This window comes from Psychromonas sp. KJ10-5 (genome assembly GCF_055808325.1).
Genome location: NZ_CM147864.1, coordinates 663,752 through 677,664 on the forward strand (window position 1 = coordinate 663,752; position 13,913 = coordinate 677,664).

The following is a 13,913-nucleotide window of genomic DNA, read 5'->3' on the forward strand; positions in this document are numbered from 1 at the left end:
TTTCATTGTTCTTTACTCCATTAATTTGCGATAAATCATTTCTATTCATTTTCTTTTAAATAGTTAAAGATCTTTTAAATCACTCTGTGTTAGCATCGCGCTGAAAAATCTTGATCAATTGTTTATTTGTTAATGAGAGTCGAAATGGAACAGTTTATTACCCTTTATTTAAAACTATTTTTTATGATGACACCTTTCTTTGTGTTGTCAGTATTCTTGATCTTGAGTAAGAGCCTTAGCTCAAGTGAGAAGAAGCGGGTAATTTTAAAACTGAGCATTACGGTATTGATTATTAGCTTAGTCTTTTTGATTTTTGGGCAATATATTTTCAGTTTATTTGGTATTACCTTGGATGCCTTCAAAATCGGAGCGGGTACCGTATTGTTTTTAAGTGCATTGGAGATGATTAAGGGTGATACGGAAATGCCAGAAGGCACCAATAAGCGCGGCGGAGACTTTGCTATAGTACCTTTAGCTATTCCTGTTGCTATCGGACCTGGTGTGATTGGTATTTTAATGGTAATTGGTGCGGAATTAGAAAGTTTTACTGACTTTATGAGTGTGATTGCTTCGTTGATTGCAGCGGTATTATCAATTGCCGCAGTGTTGCTTTTTTCAAACAAAATTCAACAGTTATTAGGGCAACAAGGTTTAGAAGTGTTACCTAAAATTACTGGATTATTTGTATCTGCGATTGGTGCGCAAATTGTCTTTTCTGGTGTGAAAGGGTTCTTTGTCGATTCTCTTTTATTACATTAAGGTTTTAATCTGTATTTAGCCTTTATCGATTATTCATTGGGTTTAGCTTAAACAAGTTAAACCTAGTTTTATTTTATGCTGTAACAATAGATAAAATATGAGACTTTATTTGGCTGATAAAAATGCGACGTTAAACTCTTTTCAATGACCTTAATTTCTTATGGGGATTTGATTTATTTTCCTCTTTATTTCATCTTTTATCTGTTTGATATTCGACGTTATCGTACAACTATTGAACACTTATTAAGTGATGATTTTCATCAATTTAATCTGTTTATGTTAACAATTCACTGAAAATTGTGTGAAATAAGCGTGGATCTATGAAAAATAGGGCTTGCATGTCGTTTTTCCTATGGACTGCCTATCGACTATCGTCATAACAGTGTCTATAATGGCGCGTCTTAAATTTCACCATATAAATTACAAACTAATTTTTAATTAAGGTGTCATTTCTATAATGCGGTAGTCCACGCAAATACACCTTAGTGATGAAAGTAATACATTTTTCTTTCATCAGTAAAAACAATTTTTAATGTAAAAGATAAAGGAAATACAATGCAAGTTTCTGTTGAATCTACACAAGGTCTAGAGCGCGTATTAACAATTACTGTTGCCGCTGAAGCATTTGATAAAGAGTTTGATGGTCGTATCCGTCACCTATCTAAAACACAACGTGTTGATGGCTTCCGCCCAGGTAAAGTACCTGCATCAGTTATCGCTAAGCGTTTCGGTGCTGCTATTGAGCAAGAAGTTGGTGGCGAAGTAATGCAACGTAACTTTTACGAAGCAATCGTAGCTGAAAAACTAAACCCAGCTGGCGCACCTGCTGTTGCACCACAACCGCGTAAAAAAGGCGAAGACTTTGTTTTCACTGCTACATTTGAAATCTACCCAGAAGTAGCGCTTAATGCATTAGAAGAGTTAGCTGTTGAAACAGTATCTACTTCAATTGAAGATGCTGACTTAGATAACATGTTAGTGACGCTACAAAAGCAACATGCTGAGTGGAAAGAAGTTAAACGTAAATCTAAGAAAGATGACCAAGTAACGGTTGACTTTGAAGGTTCTATCGACGGTGAATTATTCGAAGGCGGTAAAGCTGAAGGCTTCCAAATCGTTCTAGGTAGTGATCGTATGATTCCTGGTTTTGAATCTGGTATTCTTGGCCAAAAAGCAGGTGAAGAGTTCACAATCGACGTGACTTTCCCTGAAGATTACCATGCTGAACAGTTAAAAGGTAAAGTTGCACAATTCGCAATCAACCTAACTAAAGTTGAGCAACAAATTCTTCCTGAACTAACTGAAGAGTTCGTTAAGAAATTTGGCGTTGAAAGTGGTGACTTAGAAGCTCTAAAAGCTGACGTTAAGAAAAACATGCAACGTGAACTTGATCAAGTAGTTAAAAACACTGCTAAAGACAATGTATTAACTGCATTAGTAGAAAACAACGAAGTTGAAGTACCAAAAGCATTAATCGATAGCGAAGTTAACGTTTTACGTAAGCAAGCTATGGAGCGTTACGGTAAAGAAATGGATCCAAACAACTTACCTGAATTACCAGCAGAATTATTTGCTGAGCAAGCTGAGAAGCGTGTTAAAGTTGGTTTATTATTAGGTGAAGTGATCAAAGTTAACGAATTAAAAGTTGACCAAGATAAAGTTTCTGCATTAATCGAAAACGCAGCATCTGCTTACGAAAACCCAGCTGAAGTTGTTGAATACTACAAAAACAACAAAGAGCTAATGCAAAACATGGAAAATGTAGCATTAGAAGAGCAAGCAGTTGATTTTATCATTGAAAAAGCTAAAGTAACTGAAGTGAAAAAATCGTTTGATGAAGTGATGAATAAACCTGCTGCTTAATAGTTTTTAACTATTAATTCAATTGGTTATAAATTTCAATGGCTCGAGTGATTTCACTCGGGCCATTTTCATTTTGGTAGACACAATAAATAAAAATAATTTAGGATGGAATATGACTAACCCATTTGCTGGAAATACGGAACAAATTAGTAACGCACTTATCCCTATGGTTGTTGAACAAACGGCAAAAGGTGAGCGTTCATATGATATCTATTCTCGACTATTAAAAGAGCGTGTTATCTTTTTAACAGGCCCTGTTGAAGATCACATGGCAAACTTGATTTCTGCACAGTTATTATTCTTAGAATCAGAAAGCACAGAGAAAGATATTTACATCTACATCAACTCACCAGGTGGTTCAATTAGTGCAGGTATGGCGATTTACGACACTATGCAGTTTATTAAACCTGATGTAAGTACTATTTGTATGGGGATGGCTGCGAGTATGGGCGCATTTCTATTAGCAAGTGGTGCAGAAGGTAAGCGTCATGTATTACCTAACGCTAAAGTAATGATTCATCAACCTTTAGGTGGTTTCCAAGGTCAGGCATCTGATTTTGAAATTCATGCTAAAGAGATCATTGCAACAAAACAACGTATGAATGAGTTATTAGCATTCCATACAGGTAAAGATATTGAAGTTATTGCGCGTGATACAGACCGTGATAATTTTATGCGCGCACAAGAAGCAGTGGATTACGGTATTGTGGATTCTGTTTTAACGCGTAGAAAATAATTGAGAGGTATTGATAACTATGTCGGATAAAAATAACAATGACGCTAACAATAGCAGTCTATTGTATTGTTCGTTCTGTGGTAAAAGCCAACATGAAGTTAAAAAGCTGATTGCTGGACCTTCTGTGTACATTTGTAATGAGTGTGTTGACCTTTGTGACGATATCATTAAAGAAGAGATTGCAGAGTTAACAAGTACTACTGATACGGATAACAGTAAGAAAAAATTACCAACACCGCATGAGATTCGTGCCTCTTTAGATGATTATGTAATTGGTCAAGACCTTGCTAAGAAAGTACTTTCAGTAGCAGTTTACAACCATTACAAACGTTTAAAACATGGTGACATTGCTGACGGTGTTGAGTTAAGCAAATCAAATATCTTACTTATTGGTCCAACGGGTAGTGGTAAAACATTATTGGCTGAAACCATGGCGCGCTTATTAGATGTACCTTTCACTATGGCTGATGCAACAACATTAACTGAAGCCGGTTATGTTGGTGAAGATGTTGAAAACATCATTCAGAAGCTATTACAGAAATGTGATTATGATCCTGAGAAAGCGCAACGAGGTATTATTTACATCGATGAAATCGATAAAATTACGCGTAAATCTGAAAATCCATCAATTACTCGTGATGTATCGGGTGAAGGTGTTCAGCAAGCGTTATTGAAATTAATTGAAGGTACTGTTGCTTCTATTCCTCCTCAAGGTGGACGCAAGCATCCAAATCAAGAGTTTATCCAAGTGGATACCTCTAAAATACTATTCATTTGTGGTGGTGCATTCTCTGGTTTAGATAGCATTATCGAACAGCGTATTGATACAGGCGCAGGTATTGGTTTTGGTGCTACAGTTCGAGACGAAGATTCAAAAGAAACATTAAGCGAAACCTTTAAGAAAGTTGAACCTCAAGATTTAGCTAAATATGGTTTAATTCCTGAATTCATCGGTCGTTTACCAGTAGTGGCAACGTTAACTGAATTAGATGAAGAAGCATTAGTTGAAATTTTAACTGCACCTAAAAATGCAATTACGAAACAATATGCTGCTTTATTTGGTTTAGAGAATGTTGAGCTTGAGTTCCGTCCTGAAGCATTAACAGCGATGGCTAAAAAAGCAATGAGCCGTAAGACTGGTGCTCGTGGTTTACGCTCTATTGTTGAAGCAGTATTGTTAGATACAATGTACGATTTGCCATCAGTCGAAAACGTAACTAAAGTCGTGGTGGATGAAGGAGTGATCGTAGGTGATTCTGCGCCATTATTAATCTATTCTGAAGATGATGCTAAACGCGTTTCGTCTGATAAATAAGCAGTTAGTTACTGTAAATTAAAAAAAGAGAGCTTTTAGCTCTCTTTTTTTATTTATATGCTTGAAAAAAAACAATTCATCCCCAATATTATTGTTACTTACGATTTTTTATAGCGAGTTGAGCTGTGTCATTTTTCGACTTGTCATTATTTATCTATCCATTTTCAATTCTTTTTCCGGGGACAATATGAAATTAGAAACAGATCAGCTGTTGACATTACCTGTCTTACCACTTCGTGATGTTGTCGTTTATCCGCACATGGTTATCCCATTATTTGTCGGTAGAAAAAAATCAATCAGCTGCTTAGAAGCAGCTATGGAACAGGGCAAAAAAGTCTTATTAGTTGCGCAAACTGAAGCAACCTTGGATGACCCTAAAATTGAAGACTTGTACCCGGTCGGTACAGTGGCGAATATTTTACAATTACTAAAACTGCCTGATGGTACGGTAAAGGTTTTAGTGGAAGGGGTACAACGCGCTAACATCGTTCGCAATATCGATAATGAAGAATACTTTTTTTCTGAAATTGAATTATTGGAAAGCGAAGGTGTTGACGAAAAAGAGGAAGAGGCGCTAGTCAGAAGCGTACTTGGTCAGTTTGAGTCATACATTAAATTAAACAAAAAGATTCCACCTGAAGTATTAGCATCAGTGAATGGGATTGATGAGCCTGAGCGTCTTGCTGATACGATTGCTGCGCACATGCCATTAAGTTTAGAAGACAAACAAGCTGCATTAGAGTTAACCAATGTAACGGAACGTTTTGAATACCTAATGGGTATGATGGAAAACGAAGAAGACATTTTAAAGGTTGAAAAGCGTATCCGAAGTCGTGTTAAAAAACAGATGGAACGTAGCCAGCGCGAGTATTACCTTAATGAACAGATGAAAGCGATTCAAAAAGAGTTGGGTGATAATGAAGAAGGGCAAAGTGACCTTGACCAACTTGCTGAAAAAATTGAATCGGTAGGCATGTCTGCAGAGGCAAAAGAGAAAGCATTATCTGAGCTTAAGAAGCTAAAAATGATGTCTCCAATGTCATCGGAAGCAAGTGTGATCCGTACTTACATCGAAAGCTTAGTGAATGTGCCTTGGAAGAAACGTAGTCCTGTTAAAAAGAACTTAGCAAAGGCGCAAGAAATCCTAGATCAAGACCATCATGGCCTTGAGAAGGTCAAAGAACGTATTTTAGAGTACTTAGCGGTACAAACGCGTATCAACAAGTTAAAAGGGCCTATTTTATGTCTTGTTGGGCCTCCTGGTGTAGGTAAAACCTCATTAGGTCAGTCTATTGCTCGTTCAACTGGGCGTAAGTATGTGCGTATGGCTTTAGGTGGTGTGCGTGATGAAGCGGAGATCCGTGGTCATCGTCGTACTTACATTGGTTCATTGCCGGGTAAATTGATTCAAAAAATGACCAAAGTGGGTGTTAAAAACCCATTATTTTTATTAGATGAGATCGATAAAATGGCCTCTGATATGCGCGGTGATCCTGCTTCTGCATTATTAGAAGTGCTAGATCCTGAGCAAAATAATAGCTTTAATGATCATTACCTTGAAGTTGATTATGACTTGTCTGACGTAATGTTTGTTGCAACATCTAACTCAATGAATATTCCTGGCCCATTATTGGACCGTATGGAAGTGATCAATCTTTCTGGTTATACAGAAGATGAAAAATTGAATATCGCTAATCAACATCTTTTAAGCAAACAGATTAAACGTAATGGTTTAAAAGAGAGTGAGATTACTATTGATGACAGTGCAATCATTGGGATTGTGCGTTACTACACGCGTGAAGCGGGTGTGCGTGCCTTAGAGCGTGAAATCTCTAAGATCTGTCGCAAAGTGGTGAAAGATATCTTATTAGATAAGAGTCTGAAAAAAATTGATGTAACTATCGATAACTTGAAAGATTATTTAGGTGTTCGCCGTTATGACTTTGGTAAAGCTGATTCTGCTAATCAAGTGGGACAAGTAACTGGTTTAGCATGGACATCTGTTGGTGGTGATCTACTGACTATTGAAGCAACTTCTGTACCGGGTAAAGGTAAGTTAACTTATACTGGTTCATTGGGTGATGTCATGAAAGAGTCAATTCAAGCGGCGATGACTGTGGTACGCGCTAAAGCAGAAGAATGGCGTATTAACAGTGATTTTCACGAGAAACGTGATATCCATGTACATGTTCCTGAAGGTGCAACACCAAAAGATGGTCCAAGTGCAGGTGCCGCAATGTGTACCGTGCTTATATCAAGTTTAACGGGGATTCCTGTTCGTGCTGATGTTGCGATGACAGGTGAAATTACTCTGCGTGGTGAAGTGCTTCCTATCGGTGGATTAAAAGAGAAATTATTAGCGGCGCGTCGTGGTGGTATTAAAACAGTATTGATTCCGTTTGAAAATACACGTGACTTAGAGGAAATCCCTGATAATATTAAAGACCAACTTGAAATCAAACCTGTACGCTGGATTGATGAAGTATTAGAAGTTGCATTACAAGATAGTATCACCGGCTTTTCTGTTGAAAAAAACGACAAATAGGTGACTAATCGCATACAATACGGGCTAGTTCGCTAATTTTATTGAAATTTACTTGCTTGAATTTGAATAGAGAAGTAGCCTAGCTCAAGTTTTTTACAATGTGCCACTCAAGATGAAGATAGCACCAATTATTATAAACAGGGGATTTACAAATGAATAAAGGACAATTAATCGATAACATCGCTGAAAGCGCAGACATTTCCAAAGCGGCTGCAGGCCGTGCATTAGATGCATTTATCGAAAGCGTAACAACAGCTTTAGTTGAAGGCGACAGCGTATCTCTAATCGGTTTTGGTGCTTTCTCAGTTAAAGAACGTGCTGCTCGTACAGGTCGTAATCCACAAACTAACGAACCAATCCAAATCGCAGCTGCAAAAGTACCTGCATTTAAAGCGGGTAAATCATTGAAAGATGCTATCAACGCTTAAGCGTTTATTAGCTCTTCCATGTATTAAGCGCGTCCTATGATGCGCTTTTTTTGTTTTTAGTCTTAAAGAGTAAAATATTATGTTAGAAAGAATGCGCGAAGGTTCGCAAGGAGTCGTCGCAAAAAGTATTTTGATTGTGATCATCCTCTCTTTTGCTTTAGCTGGTGTCAGTAGCTATTTAGGCACTTCATCAGTGAATGCTGCTGTAACCGTAAATGGTGAAGAGATTTCACAGCAAAGTGTTGAACAAGCTTATCAAAATGAAAGAGCACGTTTACAACAGCAATACGGTGAACAATTCGAACTATTAGCTTCTAACCCTAATTTTGCACAACAAGTACGTGCTCAAGCGACACAAACCTTGATCACTGAACGTTTAGTAGCACAAGCTGTTGCTGATATGGGGTTACGTGTTGGTGATGAGCAAGTTAAAGAAGCGATTCGTAACACTCCTGAGTTCCAAGTCGATGGAAAATTCGATAACAACTTATACTTATCACTGTTACGTAATAACAATCTTTCACCTGCACAGTTTAGTGCTAACTTTAAGACTGATTTAGTACGCGTTCAGCTATTAGAAACATTAGTAGGCAGTGAGTTTGTTTTACCTTCTGAAGTGGCACAAACAAGCCAATTACAAGGCCAACAGCGTGTGGCGCGTATCTTAAACGTAGATAGTGCTGATTTTGTTGCGGAAGCGAATGTAACAGCTGAAGATATTGAAACTTATTATGCTAACAATAGCCAAGCTTTTCAAAGCCCTGAGCAAGTCAATGTAGAATATATTGTATTAGATTCGGCAACATTGACTTCAGAAGTCAATGTGACAGAACAAGATGTTCAAGATTACTACGATCAACATCAATCTGATTACGAACAAGTAGAACGTCGTAAAGTTGCACATATTTTCATTCAAGGTGATTCTGATGAAGCGAAAGCAAAAGCAGAAGCTATTTTAGAAGAAATTAAATCTGGTGCTGATTTTGCTGAGCTAGCAAAAACGAAATCGGAAGATGTTTATTCTGCTAAAAATGATGGTGAGTTAGATTGGTTTGAACGTGGTGTGATGGATCCAGCTTTTGATTCAAGTGCTTTTTCTTTAACTAAGGCTTCACCTATTTCTGATGTTGTTAAATCTGAATTTGGTTACCACATCATTAAGTTAATCGATGCACAAGAGAATACTCCTCGCCCATTAAGCGAAGTTAAACCTCAAATCGAAGTTGCATTGAAAAATGAAAAAGTACGTAGCATTTTTGATGATTTATACCAACGTTTAAGTGAAGTGGCTTTTGAGTCTCCTGATAGCTTAGAAGAAGCATCTGCTGAAGTGGGTGTTGCAGTTCAAGAAAGTGGTTTATTCTCAAGTGACGATGTACCAAATGAATTAGACTCTCGTGATGTATTGAGTCAAGTATTTGATGAGAATTTCCGCGCTGAAGGTCTTAACTCAGAAGTTATTGACTTAACAGACTCTAAAGCGATTGTAGTGCGCGTTAAAGATTATCAAGAAGCAGCCACAAAACCGCTTGCTGAGGTAACTGATCAAATTACTGTGCAGTTAGAAGAGCAAAAATCAGCGGAAGCTGCTAAGCAATTTGTGGAGTCTTTAATGACTAAGCTAAATGCGGGCGAGTCAATTGATAGTGAATTAGCAAGTAAAGATCTTACTTTCTCTTCACCATTAACGTTAGCGCGTTACAGCCGTGATTACGATACGCAAATCATTCAGCGTTTATTCCAATTAGCGAAACCTGAAGCTGGTCAAGTAACGCGAGATTATGTTGCAACAGCACAAGGTGATTTTGCTTTGGTTGAGTTGTCTGATGTGATTGAACAAGATGAGAGTAAAGTTGAAGAAGAAACTGAAACACAGTTAGCGACTATGTTACAACGTAGTACATCAGAGGCGACTTATCAGGCATTGATTACTTCATTACTGAACAATGCTGATATTACTTACGCGGGCCAATAATCTATATTGATTCTTAAGTCATCGCATTAAGTAATCTAAAAGCGGCTTTCATAAGCCGCTTTTTTATATCAATCATTCTATTTATTTATCCCAAAACTCTTTTCTGAAGTGCTTTCGACATACAGACACGTAACTCTCATTACCACCTATTTCTACCTGCGCACCTTCATGTAAGACATTACCATTACCGTCCATACGTAAAATCATATTGGCTTTACGACCACAGTGACAAATGGTTTTTAATTCGATTAATTTATCAGCCCATGCCAATAGGTATTGGCTACCAGGAAATAATTCTCCTTTAAAGTCAGTTTTGATGCCGTAGCACAATACAGGAATTCCTAAAATATCTACTACGTATGTGAGTTGTCTAACCTGTTCTTTACTTAGGAATTGTGACTCATCAATTAAGATGCAATGTTGTTTATTTTGTTGATGTACTTTACCTATCATTTCAGCTAGATCATCATTCTCGTTAAAGATGTGTGCATCACTTTCGATACCAATACGTGACGATACTTTACCAATACCTGAACGGTCATCAATTCCTGCTGTTAATACATAGGTATTCATTCCTCGTTCACGATAGTTATAAGAAGATTGGAGTAAAGAGGTCGATTTCCCTGCATTCATTGCAGAATAATAAAAATAAAGTTGTGCCAAAACATGGTCCTATGAATAATTAAATAGCCCCCTTGATTGATTAATAACAGTTTTTTATGGATAGTAGGGGGAATAGCCCATGATAACATTAGCAACTGAATTTTTATTCTAATCATTTTTATGTGCTTCATGTTTTACGTCAAAATATGATCGATGTGCTTTTTCAAGTTGCATTGGTTAATAAGGAGCGACTATGAATCAAGCTGTTTTACATTATGTTTACGATCCTATGTGTAGTTGGTGTTGGGGTTTTAAGAAAACGTGGTTACAACTGGTGGAAGCATTAGCGAATGATGAAGTAGAAATAAATTATCATTTAGGAGGGTTAGCCCCAGATAGCGACCAAGTAATGCCCGAAGAATTACAGCAAACACTGCAAGGTATTTGGCGTACCATTCATGCTAAGTTAGGCACTGAATTTAATTTTGATTTTTGGACTGAGTGTCAGCCTCAACGTTCAACTTACCCTGCATGTCGTGCTTGTTTAATTGCAAGGGAAGAGGGCAAAGAACAAGAGATGCTATTAGCTATTCAACAAGCTTACTATTTACAGGCTAAAAATCCTTCTTTGAGCAGTACGTTAATCGAATTAGCTGAACAAGTGGGTTTGGAGGGGGAACGCTTTGCTACTCAGTTAACTAGCCAAAAAATTAATACAAAATTAATGAAAGAAATTTCAGTAAGTAGGGCGATGCCAATTCAAGGCTTCCCATCTTTGGTATTAACGGTAGGTGGAGACGTTTTTCCGATTGCGGTTGATTATAACAATTGGCAAAAGACCCATAAGCAAATTACGCAGTTAATAAACAATAAATAATATAGTTTTTTAAACGGTAAGGTACTATAAAGCCCATTGATAACAGTGTATCAATGGGCTTTTATTTTTAACCTTTTAAATTGATTTTATGCAGCGTTTTCTCGCGCTTCAATAAATTCAATAGCACGTGAAATACGAGCAACACTGCGTTCCTGACCAATTAATGCCAAGGTCACGTCAAGAGAAGGAGATTGACCTGCTCCGGTAATGGCAACACGTAAAGGCATACCTACTTTACCCATACCTACTTCTAATTCAGTTGCAGTGTCTTCAATGATCTTATGTAAGTTTTCCATTGACCAGTCATCAGTAGCTTGTAGTTTACTTTGTACCAATACTAGTGCTTCTTTCGCTACTGGACGTAAGTGTTTTTTCGCCGCTGTTGCATCAAACTCTTCGTAGTCTTCATAGAAGTAGCGGCTTGAGCTTGCTAGTTCTACTAATGTTTTTGCACGTTCTGCTAATGCTGTAACAACTTCTGTTAATGCAGGGCCATTACTTGTATCAATATTTTGTTGATCCATGTGCCATTGTAGATGTTCTGCTACATAAGCTGGATCTGATGTTTTGATGTAATGATTGTTTAACCATAATAGTTTGTCAGTATTAAAGGCTGAAGCTGATTTGCTGACATTGTCTAAGCTGAATAGGTCGATCATTTCTTGCTCAGAGAATACTTCTTGATCGCCATGTGACCAACCAAGACGAACTAGATAGTTATTAAGTGCATTAGGTAAGAAACCTTCATCACGGTATTGCATCACTGATACTGCACCATGACGTTTTGATAGTTTCGCACCATCATCACCTAGAATCATTGAACAGTGTGCAAAAGAAGGTACCGGTGCACCTAATGCTTCATAGATATTGATTTGGCGAGGTGTGTTATTAATATGATCTTCACCACGTACTACGTTAGTAATTCCCATATCCCAATCATCAACGACTACACAGAAGTTGTAAGTCGGTGAGCCGTCACTACGACGAATAATTAAATCATCTAACTGGTCATTAGCAATTTCAATTTTGCCACGTATTTCATCTTCAAAAACAACAGTACCTTGTTTTGGATTACGAAAACGAATAACACAATCTTGATCTTCTGTTGCTGCAGCATTTACTGCAACAATTTTAGGATGGTTGGCATCGTAACGAGCCATCTCTTTATTTGCTTCTTGCTCGGCACGAATTTCGTCTAATAATGTTTTAGGTGCGTAACATTTGTAAGCTTTATCTTCTGCTAATAGTTTTTCAACCATTTCATTGTAACGGTCGAAACGTTTAGTTTGGTAGTATGGACCTTCGTCCCAATCTAAACCTAACCATTTCATTCCTTCTAATATGGCATCAACAGCTTCTTGAGTAGAGCGTTCAATATCCGTATCTTCAATACGTAATACAAATTGGCCACCTTTACTTTTAGCATGTAACCATGAATATAGTGCAGTACGTGCGCCACCAACGTGTAAGTAGCCGGTAGGGCTAGGGGCAAAACGAGTTTTAACAGTCATTAAAAAGCTTCCTTATAATACAGCTTGAAGAGTAGTGCGCATATTTTAACGGAAAGCTATCTAATTACATTAACTATTTGCTAACAAACTAATTTTGCATAATAAAATGCAGCAAAATACAAATATTAAGCGTTTGTTGCCTACCCTTTGAGCAGTCAGTTAAAAAACTACAAATTTATTCAAAAAGGCCTTGACTGAAAAAAGGCTATCCCTATAATACGCCCCACAAACAACGGCAGAGCAGTTAAGCAGTTGTTATTAAGTAATGTGGGCGATTAGCTCAGTTGGGAGAGCATCGCCCTTACAAGGCGAGGGTCACTGGTTCGAACCCAGTATCGCCCACCATATTACTTAGTTCATCATAAGAACTGAAACTATGAACTTGAAGTGGGCGATTAGCTCAGTTGGGAGAGCATCGCCCTTACAAGGCGAGGGTCACTGGTTCGAACCCAGTATCGCCCACCACTTTCAAGTTGTTACAATTTAAGATAAAAATTAAAGATGGGCGATTAGCTCAGTTGGGAGAGCATCGCCCTTACAAGGCGAGGGTCACTGGTTCGAACCCAGTATCGCCCACCATCTTTACTTTTTCATCTAAACATATCATGGGCGATTAGCTCAGTTGGGAGAGCATCGCCCTTACAAGGCGAGGGTCACTGGTTCGAGCCCAGTATCGCCCACCATGATATATACCAAAATAAGATTAAAGATGGGCGATTAGCTCAGTTGGGAGAGCATCGCCCTTACAAGGCGAGGGTCACTGGTTCGAACCCAGTATCGCCCACCATCTTTAATCTCTTATCTATAATTAATCTAAATTTCATATTTTCTAATCATTAACTTTATCACTTTACTTAAATTTTTATTGTTTATGATAATTAAGTCAAATTTAAGTACTTAAAATATTCGTTCTTAATGATTTTATTTTTAATTTATTAAACCCTCTAGTCCATTTGCTACACATTAAAGTCCAATCAAAATTTCTTGTCTTATTTTTAGTTCAAGTCTGTATATACAAGCACTTAATGCTATATCAGAGTCGTATTTAATGTGAAATAAAGCTACCTTTTAGAAGTTTTTTACTTCACTTTTAATATTAATTAATAATCAAATTTACTATTGACGAGCGTTTGTCTATAGTTATTACTTTAGGGGGGATGTTTTTCGAAGATGGAACTTTGAATATCATCCTTCTTAATCTCTTTTTTAAGCAAATGTTATCTGAATAGCCGTATTAATTGTTAAAGTTTTGTCGGTTTTTAATAATTATGTAAAACATAATTTTGGAAGTTTATAGTCTC

At 37.4% G+C, this 13,913-nt stretch carries 10 protein-coding genes and 5 tRNA genes; 13 read left to right on the forward strand and 2 right to left on the reverse strand.

Annotated features, from left to right (window positions below):
• The first annotated feature begins 144 nt into the window (after positions 1 to 144).
• From AC0L3W_RS03175 to ppiD, 7 genes are all read left to right on the forward strand, one after another.
• The gene (locus AC0L3W_RS03175; protein ID WP_290038360.1) at positions 145 to 759 is read left to right on the forward strand and encodes a MarC family protein; all 615 of its coding nucleotides are present in this window, start codon (positions 145 to 147) and stop codon (positions 757 to 759) included.
• A 555-nt stretch (positions 760 to 1,314) separates the two neighbouring features.
• On the forward strand, positions 1,315 to 2,622 hold the full coding sequence (gene tig / locus AC0L3W_RS03180) for a trigger factor (protein WP_290038358.1): 1,308 nt from the start codon (positions 1,315 to 1,317) through the stop codon (positions 2,620 to 2,622).
• A 112-nt stretch (positions 2,623 to 2,734) separates the two neighbouring features.
• Entirely contained in the window at positions 2,735 to 3,358 is a 624-nt protein-coding gene (gene clpP, locus AC0L3W_RS03185) for an ATP-dependent Clp endopeptidase proteolytic subunit ClpP (RefSeq protein WP_290038356.1), read from the forward strand.
• Between the two features lie 19 nt (positions 3,359 to 3,377).
• Entirely contained in the window at positions 3,378 to 4,673 is a 1,296-nt protein-coding gene (clpX, locus tag AC0L3W_RS03190) for an ATP-dependent protease ATP-binding subunit ClpX (RefSeq protein ID WP_290038354.1), read from the forward strand.
• A gap of 187 nt (positions 4,674 to 4,860) precedes the next feature.
• Positions 4,861 to 7,218, forward strand: coding sequence for an endopeptidase La (gene lon / locus AC0L3W_RS03195; protein ID WP_290038353.1), 2,358 nt, complete (start codon positions 4,861 to 4,863; stop codon positions 7,216 to 7,218).
• Between the two features lie 152 nt (positions 7,219 to 7,370).
• Entirely contained in the window at positions 7,371 to 7,646 is a 276-nt protein-coding gene (locus tag AC0L3W_RS03200) for an HU family DNA-binding protein (protein ID WP_290038352.1), read from the forward strand.
• Positions 7,647 to 7,725: 79 nt separating this feature from the next.
• Positions 7,726 to 9,621 carry a peptidylprolyl isomerase gene (gene ppiD, locus AC0L3W_RS03205; protein ID WP_409439687.1) on the forward strand — a complete coding sequence of 632 codons (1,896 nt, stop codon included), beginning with the start codon at positions 7,726 to 7,728 and terminating at the stop codon, positions 9,619 to 9,621.
• A gap of 81 nt (positions 9,622 to 9,702) precedes the next feature.
• On the opposite strand, the gene AC0L3W_RS03210 is transcribed toward ppiD, so the two are convergent.
• Complete coding sequence (locus tag AC0L3W_RS03210) at positions 9,703 to 10,284, reverse strand: thymidine kinase (RefSeq protein WP_290038348.1); 582 nt, start codon at positions 10,282 to 10,284, stop codon at positions 9,703 to 9,705.
• A gap of 193 nt (positions 10,285 to 10,477) precedes the next feature.
• Between AC0L3W_RS03210 and AC0L3W_RS03215 the strand changes: the two genes are divergently transcribed.
• The gene (locus AC0L3W_RS03215; RefSeq protein ID WP_409439686.1) at positions 10,478 to 11,101 is read left to right on the forward strand and encodes a DsbA family protein; all 624 of its coding nucleotides are present in this window, start codon (positions 10,478 to 10,480) and stop codon (positions 11,099 to 11,101) included.
• Positions 11,102 to 11,187: 86 nt separating this feature from the next.
• Here AC0L3W_RS03215 and gltX read toward each other — a convergent pair whose 3' ends face one another.
• The gene (gene gltX, locus AC0L3W_RS03220; protein WP_409439685.1) at positions 11,188 to 12,612 is read right to left on the reverse strand and encodes a glutamate--tRNA ligase; all 1,425 of its coding nucleotides are present in this window, start codon (positions 12,610 to 12,612) and stop codon (positions 11,188 to 11,190) included.
• 269 nt (positions 12,613 to 12,881) lie between these two features.
• Between gltX and AC0L3W_RS03225 the strand changes: the two genes are divergently transcribed.
• The 5 genes from AC0L3W_RS03225 to AC0L3W_RS03245 all read left to right on the forward strand — a co-directional run bounded on the left by AC0L3W_RS03225 (position 12,882) and on the right by AC0L3W_RS03245 (position 13,399).
• A tRNA-Val gene (locus AC0L3W_RS03225) sits at positions 12,882 to 12,957 on the forward strand.
• 44 nt (positions 12,958 to 13,001) lie between these two features.
• A tRNA-Val gene (locus AC0L3W_RS03230) sits at positions 13,002 to 13,077 on the forward strand.
• A gap of 38 nt (positions 13,078 to 13,115) precedes the next feature.
• Positions 13,116 to 13,191 (forward strand) — tRNA-Val (locus AC0L3W_RS03235).
• A gap of 28 nt (positions 13,192 to 13,219) precedes the next feature.
• Positions 13,220 to 13,295 (forward strand) — tRNA-Val (locus AC0L3W_RS03240).
• A 28-nt stretch (positions 13,296 to 13,323) separates the two neighbouring features.
• A tRNA-Val gene (locus AC0L3W_RS03245) sits at positions 13,324 to 13,399 on the forward strand.
• Positions 13,400 to 13,913 lie beyond the last annotated feature (514 nt).